The following is a 14,527-nucleotide window of genomic DNA, read 5'->3' as shown; positions in this document are numbered from 1 at the left end:
TCGAATCCGGAATCTCGAGATTCCGGGTTCGCCTCTTCGAGGCGCCCCGGAATGACGGCAATTGACTACCCCGCCCCCGTCACGCAATTCACCCACAGCACCACGGCCTTGGCATCCTGCGCCGGATTGGAAAACCGGTGTGGCCGGCGGCTGGCGAAGCGAAAGCTGTCGCCGGTCTTCAGCGACCACGTCTCGCTGTCCACCGTCAGCATCATCTCACCTTCAAGCACGAGGCCGGCTTCCTCGCCGTCATGGGTGTAGAGCTCGTCGCCCGCGGAGCCGCCGGGATCGATGTGCACCAGGAACAGGTTGAGCCGGTTGTCGCTGCCCGCGGCGCTCAGCAATTGCTTCGAAATTCCGCTGCGCCAGAGTTTCAGTTCCGGCCGCTGAAGCCCGCGCGTCACCACCTGGTCGGAGGCACCGTCGGCACTTGGGTTCGAACCGAACAAAGCCGCCATGCCGACGCCGAGCACGTCGGAGAGCGTTGCCAGCGCGCGCAGCGACGGCGACGACAGGCCGCGCTCGATCTGGCTGAGGAAGCCGATCGACAGGCCGGTGCGCGCGGCGACCGTTTCCAGCGAGAATTGCCTGACGCGCCTGATATCGCGGATGCGGCGGCCGACCGCGACGTCCATCGCGGGCTCGGCCGGCTTGGTCATCGCCTTGGCCGGCACCGTCTTGGCCTTCAGCTTCCTGGCCGGCTTTGCGGCGGCCGGTTTGCGCATTCTTTTGCCACCGCTCACGTCAAACCGCTTCCTTCATGTGCATGAAAACCGCTTGCATCACCTGCGAAAGTGTGACCAAATTTTCATATTGGTGAAAATAGGCCGAAACGGCTTGGCCCGCAATGTCTGCGATCAAGACATCTGCGAGCGCCGCCAGCGGCCGGACCCAAAGGGGGATGCGATGGCGTTGAAGCGTTTTGTCCAGGCCGCAGCCGCGGCGCTCGCGATTGCCGCGGTCGTGCCGGCCTCCGCGCAGCAGGTGCTGAAGGTCGGCTCGACGCCGACGGGCATTCCCTTCACTTTCCTCGACACCAAGACCAATACCATCCAGGGCATCATGGTCGATCTCATCACCGAGATCGGCAAGGACGCCGGCCTCAACGTGCAGATCGAGCCGATGTCGTTCTCGGCGCTGATCCCGTCGCTGACCTCGAGCAAGATCGACATCATCGCGGCCGCAATGTTCATCACTGCGCCGCGCAAGGAGGTCGTCGACTTCTCCGACCCGATCTACACTTATGGCGAAGGTCTGGTGGTGCCGAAGAACGACACCAAGGCCTACGCCACGCAGGACGACCTGAAGGGCGAGACGGTCGGCGCCCAGGTCGGCACCGCCTTCGTCGACGCGTTGAAGAAGTCGGGACTGTTCGCCGACGTCAAGGCCTACGACACCATTCCCGACATCCTGCGCGACGTGAACACCGGCCGCCTCAAGGCCGGCTACGCCGACTATCCGATCCTCGCCTACAATCTGAAGCAGGGCGGCTTCCCCGATGTGCGGCTCGTCGACAGCTACAAGCCGGTCACGGTCGGCTCGGTCGGCATCGGCGTGCGCAAGGGCGACAGCGCGCTGCTCGGCAAGATCAACGCCTCGCTGGCCAAGCTCAAGGCCAACGGCACCATCGACAAGATCCTCGAAAAATGGGGCCAGAAGGCCCAAGGCTGATTGCTAGAGGCTGATCGAAGGCTGCCCGATGAAAGGCTTTTGGCACGACGCTGCCGAGTTCTTCCCGATCCTGATGAGCGGCGTCGCGCTGACGATCGTCGTCACCATCGGCTCGCTGCTGCTCTCGACGGTGCTCGGCCTCGTCTGGGCGATGATGCGGGTCTCCGGCATCAAGGTCCTGTCGATGCTCAGCGCCAGCCTGATCAACGTGATCCGCGGCATCCCGATCATCGTGCTGCTGTTCTACCTCTACTTCGTGATGCCCGATCTCGGTGTCACGCTGTCGGCCTTGCAGGCCGCCATCCTCGGGCTCGGCATCGCCTATTCGGCCTACCAGGCGGAAAACTTCCGCGCCGGCATCGAGGCGATCGACAAGGGCCAGATCGAGGCGGCGCAGTCGATCGGCATGGGCTGGTGGCTCACCATGCGCCGCGTGGTGCTGCCGCAGGCGGTGCGCATCGTGCTGCCTCCCTACGGCAACGTCATGATCATGATGCTGAAGGATTCGTCGCAGGCCTCGACCATCACGGTCGCCGAGCTTGCGCTGCAGGGCAAGCTGATCGCGTCCTCGACCTTCAAGAACACCAGCGTGTTCACGCTGGTGGCGTTGATGTACCTGACTATGAGCATTCCGCTGATCCTGCTGGTTCGCCACTTCGAAAAGCGGGCGGGCAAGAAATGATCGAGCTCACCGACGTTCACAAGAGTTTCGGCAAGGTCGAGGTGCTCAAGGGCATCACGGCGAAGGTCGAGAAGGGCGAGGTGGTCTGCATCGTCGGCCCGTCCGGCTCCGGCAAGTCGACCATCCTGCGCTGTATCAATGGGCTGGAAAGCTACGATCGCGGCGAGATCAATGTCGAAGGATTGAAGGTCGACCGCGATGCGCCGTCGATCGTGAACGTCCGCACCCAGGTCTCGATGGTGTTCCAGCGCTTCAACCTGTTTCCGCATCGCACGGTGCTGGAGAACGTGGTCGAGGGCCCGCTCTACGTGAAGAAGGAGGCGCGTGCGCAAGTGCTCGAGCGCGGCCGCGCGCTGCTCGCCCAGGTGGGCCTCGCCGAAAAGGCCGACGCGCACCCGCCGCAGCTTTCCGGCGGCCAGCAGCAGCGCGTCGCGATCGCGCGCGCGCTCGCGATGCAGCCCAAGGCGATCCTGTTCGACGAGCCGACCTCGGCGCTCGATCCCGAACTCGTCGGCGACGTTCTCGGCGTGATGCGCAAGCTCGCCGACGACGGCATGACCATGGTCGTCGTCACCCACGAGATGGGCTTCGCCCGCGACGTCGCCGATCGCGTGCTGTTCATCGACGGCGGCGTCATCGTCGAGCAGGGGCCGGCCAAATCGGTGCTCAACCAACCCCAGCACCCGCGCACGCAGGATTTCCTGCGCCGGGTGCTGCATCCGCTCTGATCGGTCTTCGCCATGACTGCGCGCCTGCCTCTGCCGCCCTCGATTTATGCTGACACCGCCGTTGCGCCGGTCGCCACGCCGCCGCTCGACGCCGACAAGACCGTCTCCGTCGCGATTATCGGCGGCGGCTACACCGGCCTGTCCACCGCGCTGCATCTGGCGGAGCAGGGCGTCGAGGCCTTGGTGCTGGAGGCGCAGGAGCCGGGCTGGGGCGCGTCCGGCAACAATGGCGGCCACACCAATCCCGGCCTGAAGCACGATCCCGACCAGATCGAGGCCGATTTCGGCACTGAACTTGGCCGCCGCATGATCGAGTTCTCGTACGGCGCGCCGAATTTTACGCACGAGCTGATCCGTCGCTACCAGATCCCGTGCGAGGCGCGGCAGAACGGAACGCTGCGTGCGGCCTATAACGAGGCCAGTGCCGCTGCGATCGAGAAGACCGCGCAGCAATGCATCCGCCGCGGCATGCCGGTGACATATCTGAACCGCGAGCAGCTGCGCGAGATGACCGGCACCGACCGCTATATCGGCGCCATGCTGGACTCGCGCGGCGGCGACCTGCATCCCCTCCGCTACGCCCGCGGTCTCGCGCGTGCCGCGATCTCGGCCGGTGCAAAGGTGCATGGCGAGACGCCGGCGCTGTCGCTGCGCCGCGACGGCGCGCATTGGCGCATCGAGACGCCGCGCGCGGTGGTTCGTGCAGAAAAGGTGCTGCTCGCCACCAATGGCTTCACCGATGATCTCTGGCCGGCGCTTCGCCGCACCATCGTGCCGGTGTTTTCCTCGATCGTCGCCTCCGCGCCGCTCTCCGAGGAGGTCGCCCGCTCGATCATGCCGACGCGTCCCGTGCTCTACGAGAGCGGCCACATCACGGTCTACTACCGCATCGATCAGCACAACCGCCTCTTGATGGGCGGCCGCGGCCCGATGCGCTGGATCAGCTCGCCGTCAGATGTCTCCTATCTCATCCGCTACGCCGAGCGGCTATGGCCGCAGCTGAAGGGCGTCGCCTGGACCCATGGCTGGAATAGCCGGCTCGCGATCACCAAGGACCACTATCCGCATGTGCACGAGCCCGCCGAAAGTATCCTGATCTCGCTCGGCTGTAACGGCCGCGGCGTCGCGCTCTCGACCGCGATGGGCGCGCAGCTCGCCCGCCGCCTGATCGGCGGCGCCAAGGCCGAGATCGACATGCCCGTCACCGGCATCAAGCCGATCCCGATGCATGCGTTCTGGCCGGTGGGGGTGACGACCGCGGTCATCACAGGGCGCGTGCGGGACCGGCTCGGCATATGAAGAAGGCGCCGCCTTGTCAGGGGCGGCGCCTTGCAGGAATTGTAGATCGCGTCAGCAGCGGCCCTGCTTCCACAGTCCGGGCGGGCACCCGTGACCGCGCCAGCCGACCTTGCGTCCATGCGACCATCCGGGCGGCGTGCCATGGTAATGATGGCCCATCGCGTGGCCGTAACCGTGGCCGTGACCATGACCACCCTTTGCAAACGCAGGGTTGGTCAGTGTGAAACCCGCCGCAATGATCAGCGACGCGGCGAGCGCAAGTTTCTTCATCATGTTCTCCAGTGGGGCGAGCGCACTTGTCCGATCAATGAACGGACTGTGCGCAGCTAAGTTCCCTGCAAATGTGGAGGAGTCGTGACGCTCGCGGAGATGCGCGATCGCGCATCGGCTCAACGCGTGCTGGCACATCCGCGCTTGCGACGTGCCCGCGGTTCACCGCTGGCACGCTCTCTCGTAAACGGACTCAGGCCTCCGCCACCGCATCGGCCCACGGCTGGAAGATCTCGACCGCGCCGGAATTGACCTCGCCCTCGCGCATCACCACGCTCGGGCAGGCGAATTTCTGCGGCAGCGCCTGCACCCGGCTCTCTTCATAGTCGAAGCGTGCGGCCAGCGCCTTGCGTGTGTCTGCCGGCAGTCTGACATCGCCGATCACGACCGCGCCCTCGCTGGCGTCGATGCGCGGCTGGTGGATCGCCGCGTCGAGGTCCATGCCGAAATCCATTGCGAACGATGCGAGTTGCATCACCGCGGGCAGGATGCGGCGGCCGCCGGAGGCGCCGATGGCGAGACGCTTGCCGTCCCTGGTCTCGGCGATGACGGGCGTGTAGTTGGTGAGGCAGCGCTTGCCCGGAGCGAGCGAGTTGGTGGTGCCGGGCGTTGGATCGAACCACATGATGCCGTTGTTCATGGCGATGCCGGTGTGCGGCGTCACGTATTTCGAGCCGAAGGACGAAAGCAGTGTCTGCGTCACCGCGGCGACATTGCCGTGGCGGTCGACGACGGAGAAATGCGTGGTGCAGGCTGGTGCCAGATATTCGGCGCCGAGCGAGCGCTTGCCGTCGGCATCGCCCATGTCCTTGAGCCGTTCGCGATAGGCAGCTTGCAGGGCGAGCGCATATTCGGCGTAGGTGGCGGCATCGGGTGCACCTGCCGGTTTCAGATTTAGCTGCAACAGGCGCAGCGCGTGCGCCAGCGTCGGTCCGGCGGTGAGCTCCGGCGTCGCAAACACCTTGCCGCCGCGATAGGGGATCGCCAGCGGCTCGCGCAGATGGGCGCGGAATGCGGCGAGGTCCTCGACCGACAGCGAGCCGCCGTCGGCCTTGATGTCGGATGCGATGCTTTTGGCGAGATCGCCCTGGTAGAAATCACGCGGTCCGGCTTCGGCGAGGTGCGATAGCGTTGCCTTCAACTTGTCCTGCGGCAGCCGCGTCTCGGACTTGATGCCCCATGGCGCGGTCGGCGGCAGGCCGTCCTTCAGGAACGCTGCCGCGCTCGCGGGATAGCGCCGGAGGTCAGCCGCCGAGCTTGCGATCGTCAGTGTGGTCCACCAATCGGCCAGCAGGCCTTCGCCGGCGAGCGCGGCGGCCGGCGCGACCAGGTCCTTCCACGGCAGTTTGGCGTGGCGGCGATGCGCTTCCTCCATGCCGGCGACGACACCGGGCACGGCGATCGCGCCGGGGCCGTGGATGTTGCGATCGTCCTTCACCCGCGGCCAGGGAAAGAGATCGGACGCTGCGCCTTCGCCGCTGAGCGGATAGTCCGCGACGCGCAGGCTCTGCGGGGCGCACATGCCGTAGTCGATCACCTCGGTGCGATTTTCCCTGGCGCGGTAGAGCACCATCGCGCCGCCACCGCCGATGCCGCTGTTCCAGGGCTCCAGCACGTTCAGCGCCATGGTGGTCGCGACGATCGCGTCGACGCAATCGCCGCCCGCGGCCAGCACTTGCGCGCCCACTTCGGCGGCCCGGCGCGATTGCGCGGCGACGATACCGCCCTTGGTCTTGACGGCAGGCTTGCGGACGGTTTGGGCGAGGCTGAACTGATGAGGCATGATGCGGTCTTGTGTCTGTCTTCGGTGGTCTTGGCTTGGTGGTGCCGACTTGAAAAGCTCCGCATTTGGCGAAGCGCGCGGACAATGGCACATTGCGGCCAACGAGAACATCCAAAGGGAGAAGCGGCATGGCTGGTGTGAAACAGGCGCGGGATGGCGCGGTCGGGATCCTGACGCTGGACGAGCCGGCGAGCCTGAACGCGATGACGCCGGACCTGCTCGGCGCGCTGGCTGTCGCCATCGGCGACATGACGCAGGACGAGGGCGTTCGCGCGCTGATCCTCACCGGCGCCGGGCGCGGCTTCTGCTCGGGACAGAATTTGAAGGCCTCCGAGGCGCTCGGCGAGGACATCGCCGCCGGCGTGATGCGCTTCTACTGGCCGGCCTTCAAGGCGCTCCGCGAATGCCGCGTGCCCGTCGTCGTCGCCGTCAACGGGGTGGCGGCCGGCGGCGGCTTCAGCCTCGCGATGGCCGGCGACATCATCGTCGCGGCGCGGTCGGCGAGCTTCATCCAGGTGTTCAGCCGCATTGCGCTGGTGCCCGATCTCGGCTCGACCTGGCTGCTGCCGCGCCTGGTCGGCCGGCAGCGGGCGCTCGAGCTGATGCTGCTCAACGAGCCGCTGACGGCGGAACGCGCCCAGGAGATCGGCCTGGTGCGGCAGGTCGTCGACGACGAGAAGCTGATGGGAGAGGCGCTGGTGCTGGCGCGCGGCCTGGCGGAGGGCCCGACGCGCGCTTTGGTCGCAACCCGCGCGCTGGTCGAGGAGAGCGAGCACGCGACCTATGAGGCCCAGTTCCGCCGCGAGATCGAGCTTCAGGCCACGATCCGGAAAAGCGCCGACGCCATCGAAGGCCGCAATGCCTTCGTCGAGAAGCGCAAGGCGAAGTTCACCGGGCGGTGACGAGCCGAAGACGTCAATGCCCGGGAGCTGCCCGGGCATAGCGAGTTTGGAGAACCGGTTTGCGGCAAGCGGCGAGACGACAGCTTCAGAGCGCGCGGTTCAGACGGCTGGCCTGATACTTGGCGTGCCATTTCGGGCCGGGGCCGCGCATGTAGTGCAGCTCGGGGCGGTAGGGGTCGCCGGCGACCCTGACCAGCGTCAGCCATTTGGTGGCAACGAAGTTCAAGGGCTGGCGGAGCAGGCTCAAGGACGCGATCAGCATGGCATCACCTCAATGCGGCTTGCCGAGCATGGCGGTGAAGGGGAGGTCGAAAATCTCCTCGCCGTCGTCGCCGCTGACATGGATCACCCAGTCGCGCCAGTCTTCCGCACCGGGCGTCAGGATCATCGAACGCATGATCTGGGCGGCGCGGTCGCGTGCCTCGGTCAGATTGGCTACCGCCGTGCCGTACCGATCGATCAGCGTGCCTTCGGTATTCGAGCAGTGGAAATACATCTGAACCATACACGCCTCCTGTAGAAAGCGATTGGGACGGCAAACCGATACCATCGGAAACGGTCGAAAAATATTCGGGTCGAGCCCGGTAAGGGAATCTACGGAGGTTGGTCGGCACCAAGGTCGTTACAGGTTTAATCACAGGCGGGTGATCGGCAACTGGACGGCGCGCAGGCGGCATGGAACAACCCTGGACGATACGTCCGGGAGGCCGCTGTGAACGACTTCACATTCCGCTGTGAACGCCCGAGCCTGCGCTTGCTTGTGGCGGCCGTCGTCGCAGTGCTGCTCGGCCTGGCCCCGGCCTCGTCCGAGTCGGTCAGGAAAAGCGGCTACGCGATCGGCACGGAAAGCTGCGGCAGCGGCGATCTCGCTTTTCCAAGACTCCAGATCGATATGAAGGCGGGATTTTGCGCCGGCCTCGTCGCCAGCGAGGAGGATCGCCTCAAGTTTCCGCGTTCGATCGTCCAGGTGCCCGGCCGCGACCTGTTCGTGGTCGCCGACATGGGGGGCTGGGGCCACACCGATGGGCGGCTGCTGCTGCTCGATCCGCATGCGCCGCCGGGGCAGCGATTCAAGGAACTGCTGACCGGCCTCGAATATCCGTTCGGCCTCGTGATCGGCCCGGACAAGAAGCTCTACGCCTCGACCGCCGAGACGATCTTCCGGTTCGATCCGCTCGCGGACAATCCGCGCGGTACGGTCGAGACCATCATCCGTCACATGCCGGGCCGCCGGATCACGCTGCCCGACGGCACCAGGCTCGACGAGAGTGCGCATCCGCTCAAGCAGTTCGTCTTTGACAGGAACGGCCGGCTGTTCGTCAATGTCGGCTCGCACAGCGACGACTGCATCACGCCTGCGCCGATCACAAAGCCCTGTGCGGCGGCCGAGGGGGCCTCCGCGATGGCCGCGATCTGGCTGTTTACGCCGCAGTCAGGCGGCGTCTTCCCGGCATTGAGGCCAAACGACCCTGACCCGCCGCACACCGTCTACGCGCGTGGCCTGCGCAACTCGATGGCGCTGGCGCTGCATCCGAATTTCCCCGATGCCGGCTATGCCTTCCTGCAAGGCGAGAACGGCCGCGACCTGCCCGACATCTTCAAGCCCAACGAGGAGATCAACGCGATCGAGCAGGGCAGGCACTATGGCTGGCCCTATTGCTACGACCTGTCGACGCCGAGCCCCGAGTTCAGGAGCGTGCTGCAATCCGGGACCTACAAGTCGCTCTGCACGGCCAATGCGCTCTACAAGCCGCCGTTCTCGCTGCTGCCGCCGCACGGCGCCCCGCTCGCGATGCTCTATTATCACGGCGCGAAATTCCCGGAGCTCGAGGGCAAGCTGCTGGTGGGCCTGCATGGCTATCGCCCGACCGGCAGCCGTGTGCTCGCCTACGATGTCGACGACCACGGTTTTCCCAGGCCGAGCCCGGCGCCAGTGCGCTACCATGTCAGCTGCGCGGCTGATCCGACCCACAGCTTCCAGACCGACGCCGGCGAGGTCGCTGCCGCGTCGTTCGAGGAGCTGATTGCAGGCTGGCACCGCGTCAACGGCGCGCGGCCGCAAGGCGCGCCGGTCGGCATGACGGTCGCCGAGGACGGCGCGATCTGGCTGGTCGAGGACAAGAACCAGACGGTGATCCGCATCGACCGTGCCGCGGGCGACGCGCCTCAGCCGCTGCCCTGCGACACGCGCAGCCAGGCGATGATCGACCAGCTCGCGGCCTTCATCGCCAGGGACGCGCAGAACAGCGTTCGCCTCACCACGCTGCGCAAGGGCCTCGTCGAGAAGCATTGCCTCGGCTGCCATTCGGATTTCGGCCTGAAGGCAGGACAGTCGGAAGCGGAGAAGGATGCGACGGTGCTCCGCTTCATGCTGTCGCAGGACGGCTGGATCTATCCGGGCGACCCCGATTCCGGCAGGCTGCGGACGCGCCTTCGCGGTCTCGGCGCCGAGAAGCTGATGCCGCCGGGCGGCGAAAGCCTGCCGAAGACCGAGCCCGGTTACGCACGCCTGCTCGATACCGCTGACCTGCTCGTTGCCAGAATGGTTCCGGGAACGCGGATGCGGATCAAGGCCGGTCCGCCGCAACGCAGGTTCTTTGGCAAAACCAACAAGGAATGCGGCGAAATACCGGCTGCCAAGGTCGTTGTCGTGACACAAAGGAGCGCTGTAGACAAACCCGGCTTCAGCCGATTCTTCCGGCCGGCCGATCCCTATCTGAATGGCGAGTGCACCGACGACGATGGCTATTACATCCGGCAGGAATTTCTGGTGCCTGTGCAGTAGCATCTTGCTCATCGCGGCGCCGTCCGCTGCTGCCGAAACCAAGCTTTTCGACAGCGTGCAGGTCACGCCCGCCAGCGAATACACTTTCGGCATCGAAGGACCCGCCGCCGATCTCGACGGCAATTTGTTCGTCGTCAATCTCGGCAAGGCCGGCACCATCGGCAAGCTGCCTGCGGGCGCTGCGGCTTCGGAGCTGTTCACGACGCTCCCCGAAGGCAGCGTCGGCAACGCGATCCGTTTCGATCGGAGCGGCGCGATGTTCATTGCCGATTACAAGAAGCACAACATCTTCACCATTGCGAAGGGAAGCACCGAACCTGCAGTCTGGTTTCACTCCGACGAGATGAACCAGCCCAACGACATCACGGTCGCGCGCGACGGCACGGTCTATGCGAGCGATCCGAACTGGAAGGGTCGCGAGGGCCACATCTGGCGCATCGCGAAAGCCGCCGACGGAACGGTGCAGGGGCAGGTGATGACGGCGCCCCGCGCGATGGGCACCACCAACGGCATCGATCTCAGCCCCGATGGCAAGACGCTTTATGTTGGGGAGTCCAGCTCAGGCCAGATCTGGTCCTATACGATCAGCGGCAACGAGCTCACCGGCGCAAAGCTGGTGAAGTCGTTTCAGCCCGACACCGTCGACGGGCTGCGCACCGACGTTGCCGGTCGCCTCTACGTCGCGCGCATCCTCAAGGGCACGATCGCGCTGATGAAACCCACTGGCGCGGTCGAGCGCGAGATCGCGCTGAAGGGCAAGGAGCCGACCAACCTCGCCTTCGGCGGCAGCGACGGCAAGACCGTCTTCGTCACGCAGCGTCAGGGCGGCTTTGTCGAAGCCTTCCGTACCGATCAGCCGGGCCGCGAGCACTGCCTCCAGCGCGGGCGCTGCTGAGCATCAGGCGCGATCTGCTTGCGACGCAGAGCGGTGCGACAGAGGCGGCATTCTTCTTGCTTGCATCTGGCCGCCGCAGCGATCAAGAATCTGTGGCACCGTCAAAGCGACCACGGAGTGTTTGAGTGAAAGCCGTCCATACCGAACTGCACCGCAGCCATGATCCGCAATTCTTCCTGGTTCGCGGTGTCGTCAAGCGCACCACCGAGCAGCCCGAGCGCGCCGACCGCCTGCTCAAGGGGTTGAAGGACGGCAAGCATCAACTGGTCGAGCCGACGACATTCGGGCAGGGACCCCGCGCGCGCATCCACAGTCCGGAATATCTGTCGTTTCTGAGCGAGGCCTGGGACGCCTGGACCGCGCTCGGCGATTCCGGCCCCGAGATGATCGGCAACATCCATCCCGTGCGGCATGCCGCGACCTATCCGACCCACATCGTCGGCAAGCTCGGCTGGCACACGGCCGACACCGCAGCGCCGATCGGCCCGGGCACCTGGGCCGCGGCCTGTGCTGCGACGGATGCTGCGGTCACCGCCGCGCAGATGGTGATGGATGGCGAGGACGCGACCTACGCGCTCTGCCGTCCGCCCGGCCATCACGCCTATCGCGACATGGCCGGCGGCTTCTGCTTTCTCAACAACAGCGCGATTGCAGCCGCGCATCTGCGGCTCAAGCACGAGCGCGTCGTGATCCTCGACGTCGACGTCCACCACGGCAACGGCACGCAAGGCATCTTTTATGCGCGGCCGGACGTGTACACGGTGTCGATCCATGCCGATCCTGTCGCATATTATCCTTATGTCTGGGGCTATGCGCACGAGCGCGGCGAAGGCCCGGGCCTCGGCACCAATCTCAACATCCCGCTGGCGATCGGCACCGGCGACGACGGCTACATCCAGGCGATGGATGTCGCGCGCAAGGCGATCGAGTCCTTTGCTCCCGGCGCCCTCGTCATCGCGCTCGGCCTCGATGCCTCCGAGCACGATCCACTGAAGGGCCTTGCCGTTACCACGCCGGGTTTCCGCCGTATCGGCCAGGCCATCGCCAGGATGGGCCTGCCGACCGTGTTCGTGCAGGAGGGCGGCTATCTCTCGGATATCCTGGGTGCGAACCTGACCTCGGTGCTGGCAGGGTTTGAAGAAGCGCGGTGATATCTTCGCCTCTCCCCGCGTGCGGGGAGAGGCCGGAATTTGCGACAGCAAATTCCGGGTGAGGGGGACTCTCCGCGAGTCCGACTGTCACAGCCCTCGCGGAGAGCCCCCTCACCCCGCAAGCGGGGAGAGAGGGAAAACTCAGAACATCCCGCTCGCCGCAAGCGCCTTGCAGACGTGCTGCATCTCGGCCTCGTCCGCGACCATGTCGAGCATGATCGTGGTCAGGCCCTTCGCCGCGAAATCCTTCAGCTTCGCGCCGATCTCGGCATAGCTGCCGACGAGATAGGGGCAGTCGGCCTGGAAGGTCAGGAACGGCAGCAGCCAATAGCCATTGTCCGCGAGCTCGCCGCTTTGCCCCTCGTACAGCCGCCGCTTCCACACGGAGTCGCTGTTCTCCACGGTGAGCGCGAGCAGCTCGCGATCATCGGGATTGTCGCGAAAGCGCGCCCTGGCCGCCTGCCGCGCCTCGTCGCGGCTCTCGCGCGCGAAAATGCCGAAATTCATGCCTGATACATCGAGCCCGCGATCGAGGTCCGGCGGCAACATCTGCATCTTGATGCAGCCGGTCTCCTTCGCCACGCGCTGTGCCGCCTCGGACTGGCCCGCGATCAGAAATTCCGGCATCAGCTCCGCGGGCAGGCGGGGGCGCAGTTGCAGGTTGCTCGCACGGTAGAACCGGCCCGCGACATTCACCGGCCGCGGGCTTGAGAGCAACTGGCGCATCAGCGCGACGAATTCGCCGAGACGGACGTAGCGGTTCGCATGGGACTGGTCGTCGCCGAGGCCATGCAAGTCGCTGACCGCGGTGCCCGTGATCATGTTGAGATAGACCTTGCGGCCGTAGAACTGCGCGAAGGAGGAGACGAATTTGGCTGCCGTGAACGGGTGCATGTAGATGGGGTTGACGGCGATCAGCGGCGAAGATCGCGTCGTCCCTGCCATGATGTGCTGGGCCATTGCCCAGGGCTCGACGAACACGTCGTTGCCTTCGAACAGCAGAATGCCTTCGAAGCCGTTGCTGTCGGCGAACTGCGCCACCCGCATCAGCTCGCCGACATATGTCCTGGGGTCGCGGTTGCGCGAGATCGCGGGGAAGACGCGCAGCCGCGAGGTCGTCATTCAGCCGCTTCCTGGAGCGGCCAGGCGTTGCGGCTGATGGGAAGGCCGCCGTCCGCACGGGAGCCGTCGGCAATCGCGAGGCGATGCGAGGGGGAGGGCGAGCACAGCGAGAAGCGCCATCCCGACGGATCGTCGGCGATGTCGGGTTTGAAGCTGATCTCGATGGCCTCGCGCGACACCTGCATCGCGAAGGCGTCGAGCGGCAAATTGAGGCCAAAGCCCCTGGCCTTCAGATAGGCCTCCTTGAGCGTCCAATAGTCGAAGAAGCGCTCGATCGCCGCCGGCTCCGGCAGGCTGCGCAGCGTTTCGACCTCCTCCGGCGCAAAGAAACGATTCGCGGTGGAGAGCGGGGCGACACGCCGCGACACGGTTTCGACGTCGACGCCGACGGCCTCATGCCCGGACACGACGCAGGCGACGCAGCCATCGGCATGCGACAGGCTGAAATGCAGCGCGATCGAGGTCGCGGGCGCAGCGACAAACGGTCGCCCGTAGCGGCCGGCCCCAAAAGACCAGTCGGAGGGAGCGACGTTGGGCGCGACCCGCGACAGTGCCAGGCGCAGCATGGCATGCGCGAAAATATATTGCCGCCGATGCCGCTCGAACACGAAGCGGTCGGCGCGGACTCGTTCGTCGACCGAGAGCAGGCGCCGGCACGCATCGGCCGCGCCCGGCGCGTCAATAGTCTCGATCAGTCCGACAAACAGTTCAATTCTGTCGTCTGCCATCAATCAGGCCCATGGCGTCAGGCGGAGGCCAAATCCCCCGGTCCTGACGGAAGAATCAATTGAGCAAGAACCAACTGAGCGGAGCGTTGTTATCGGTCCACCCGGGCGAATTCTTGTCGATTTGCAGGCCGGTTTACGAGCTCAAGCTTGTGCGAGACCCCAACTCGCAGGCGAGCGGCCCGTTTTCCGAAAGATTCGTGCGGCGTCCCGGCCGACGAGTCTTACTTTTTCTTCTTGGCCTTCTTCGAGCCGCCCAGCATGGAAAGGCTGGCGTCGACGTCCTTCAGCGCGGACTGGAGCTTCTTCTTCTCGTCGGTCAGCAGCTTTTGCAGGGCCTTGCGGTCCTTGTCGCTCAACGAGGTGCCCTTGGTAAATTTGATGAAACCCATAACACTCCCCCGGATCAAAATAATCGTCCAAATCGAAACGCGAGAATAATCTTGCGCGCTGGCGCCAAATAATCAAGATGCAACTTGGTCATTCACAGCTTTGACGAGTGAACCTGTATTCG

General features: G+C 65.4%; 16 protein-coding genes. 8 read left to right on the top strand and 8 right to left on the bottom strand.

Going from position 1 to position 14,527, the window contains the following annotated elements; all coding sequences use genetic code 11:
• Positions 1 to 65 precede the first annotated feature (65 nt).
• Entirely contained in the window at positions 66 to 725 is a 660-nt protein-coding gene (locus tag AAFG50_RS34325; protein WP_039185887.1) for an XRE family transcriptional regulator, read from the bottom strand.
• A 181-nt stretch (positions 726 to 906) separates the two neighbouring features.
• Here AAFG50_RS34325 and AAFG50_RS34320 point away from each other — a divergent pair, with 181 nt between their 5' ends.
• From AAFG50_RS34320 to AAFG50_RS34305, 4 genes are read left to right on the top strand one after another with little or no spacing between them, the layout of a single operon-like run.
• Positions 907 to 1,671: an ABC transporter substrate-binding protein gene (locus AAFG50_RS34320; RefSeq protein WP_074077668.1), complete on the top strand. Its 765-nt coding sequence runs from the start codon at positions 907 to 909 to the stop codon at positions 1,669 to 1,671.
• Positions 1,672 to 1,699: 28 nt separating this feature from the next.
• Positions 1,700 to 2,353, top strand: coding sequence for an amino acid ABC transporter permease (locus AAFG50_RS34315; protein ID WP_028175182.1), 654 nt, complete (start codon positions 1,700 to 1,702; stop codon positions 2,351 to 2,353).
• Positions 2,350 to 3,081, top strand: coding sequence for an amino acid ABC transporter ATP-binding protein (locus tag AAFG50_RS34310; RefSeq protein WP_011085014.1), 732 nt, complete (start codon positions 2,350 to 2,352; stop codon positions 3,079 to 3,081). The genes AAFG50_RS34315 and AAFG50_RS34310 overlap by 4 nt, the downstream gene beginning before the upstream one ends.
• A 12-nt stretch (positions 3,082 to 3,093) precedes the next feature.
• Positions 3,094 to 4,380 carry an FAD-binding oxidoreductase gene (locus AAFG50_RS34305; RefSeq protein WP_028175183.1) on the top strand — a complete coding sequence of 429 codons (1,287 nt, stop codon included), beginning with the start codon at positions 3,094 to 3,096 and terminating at the stop codon, positions 4,378 to 4,380.
• Between the two features lie 51 nt (positions 4,381 to 4,431).
• Here AAFG50_RS34305 and AAFG50_RS34300 read toward each other — a convergent pair whose 3' ends face one another.
• On the bottom strand, positions 4,432 to 4,650 hold the full coding sequence (locus AAFG50_RS34300) for a hypothetical protein (RefSeq protein ID WP_231166571.1): 219 nt from the start codon (positions 4,648 to 4,650) through the stop codon (positions 4,432 to 4,434).
• A gap of 193 nt (positions 4,651 to 4,843) precedes the next feature.
• Positions 4,844 to 6,433 carry a gamma-glutamyltransferase gene (locus AAFG50_RS34295; protein WP_028175184.1) on the bottom strand — a complete coding sequence of 530 codons (1,590 nt, stop codon included), beginning with the start codon at positions 6,431 to 6,433 and terminating at the stop codon, positions 4,844 to 4,846.
• 128 nt (positions 6,434 to 6,561) lie between these two features.
• Here AAFG50_RS34295 and AAFG50_RS34290 point away from each other — a divergent pair, with 128 nt between their 5' ends.
• Positions 6,562 to 7,335, top strand: coding sequence for an enoyl-CoA hydratase-related protein (locus AAFG50_RS34290; protein ID WP_028175185.1), 774 nt, complete (start codon positions 6,562 to 6,564; stop codon positions 7,333 to 7,335).
• A gap of 85 nt (positions 7,336 to 7,420) precedes the next feature.
• On the opposite strand, the gene AAFG50_RS34285 is transcribed toward AAFG50_RS34290, so the two are convergent.
• Positions 7,421 to 7,597, bottom strand: coding sequence for a hypothetical protein (locus tag AAFG50_RS34285; protein ID WP_166466030.1), 177 nt, complete (start codon positions 7,595 to 7,597; stop codon positions 7,421 to 7,423).
• Between the two features lie 9 nt (positions 7,598 to 7,606).
• Complete coding sequence (locus AAFG50_RS34280; protein ID WP_028175186.1) at positions 7,607 to 7,840, bottom strand: hypothetical protein; 234 nt, start codon at positions 7,838 to 7,840, stop codon at positions 7,607 to 7,609.
• A 207-nt stretch (positions 7,841 to 8,047) separates the two neighbouring features.
• On the opposite strand from AAFG50_RS34280, the gene AAFG50_RS34275 reads away from it, so the two are divergent.
• The 3 genes from AAFG50_RS34275 to AAFG50_RS34265 all read left to right on the top strand — a co-directional run bounded on the left by AAFG50_RS34275 (position 8,048) and on the right by AAFG50_RS34265 (position 12,166).
• The gene (locus AAFG50_RS34275) at positions 8,048 to 10,120 is read left to right on the top strand and encodes a PQQ-dependent sugar dehydrogenase (protein WP_271555364.1); all 2,073 of its coding nucleotides are present in this window, start codon (positions 8,048 to 8,050) and stop codon (positions 10,118 to 10,120) included.
• Positions 10,077 to 11,015 carry an SMP-30/gluconolactonase/LRE family protein gene (locus AAFG50_RS34270; protein WP_028175188.1) on the top strand — a complete coding sequence of 313 codons (939 nt, stop codon included), beginning with the start codon at positions 10,077 to 10,079 and terminating at the stop codon, positions 11,013 to 11,015. The genes AAFG50_RS34275 and AAFG50_RS34270 overlap by 44 nt, the downstream gene beginning before the upstream one ends.
• Positions 11,016 to 11,140: 125 nt before the next feature.
• Positions 11,141 to 12,166 carry a histone deacetylase family protein gene (locus tag AAFG50_RS34265; protein ID WP_028175189.1) on the top strand — a complete coding sequence of 342 codons (1,026 nt, stop codon included), beginning with the start codon at positions 11,141 to 11,143 and terminating at the stop codon, positions 12,164 to 12,166.
• Between the two features lie 141 nt (positions 12,167 to 12,307).
• Here the strand turns inward: AAFG50_RS34265 and AAFG50_RS34260 are convergent, their stop codons facing one another.
• The 3 genes from AAFG50_RS34260 to AAFG50_RS34250 form a co-directional block, all read right to left on the bottom strand.
• Positions 12,308 to 13,288: an LLM class flavin-dependent oxidoreductase gene (locus tag AAFG50_RS34260; RefSeq protein ID WP_028175190.1), complete on the bottom strand. Its 981-nt coding sequence runs from the start codon at positions 13,286 to 13,288 to the stop codon at positions 12,308 to 12,310.
• Complete coding sequence (locus AAFG50_RS34255; protein ID WP_011085024.1) at positions 13,285 to 14,016, bottom strand: 4'-phosphopantetheinyl transferase superfamily protein; 732 nt, start codon at positions 14,014 to 14,016, stop codon at positions 13,285 to 13,287. The genes AAFG50_RS34260 and AAFG50_RS34255 overlap by 4 nt, the downstream gene beginning before the upstream one ends.
• Before the next feature lie 221 nt (positions 14,017 to 14,237).
• Entirely contained in the window at positions 14,238 to 14,405 is a 168-nt protein-coding gene (locus AAFG50_RS34250) for a hypothetical protein (RefSeq protein ID WP_166466031.1), read from the bottom strand.
• Positions 14,406 to 14,527 lie beyond the last annotated feature (122 nt).

Source organism: Bradyrhizobium sp. B039, from assembly GCF_038965675.1.
Classification (GTDB): Bacteria; Pseudomonadota; Alphaproteobacteria; order Rhizobiales; family Xanthobacteraceae; genus Bradyrhizobium; species Bradyrhizobium diazoefficiens.
The sequence above is the reverse complement of the archived record's forward strand: the minus strand, read 5'-3'. Positions and strand labels throughout refer to the sequence as shown.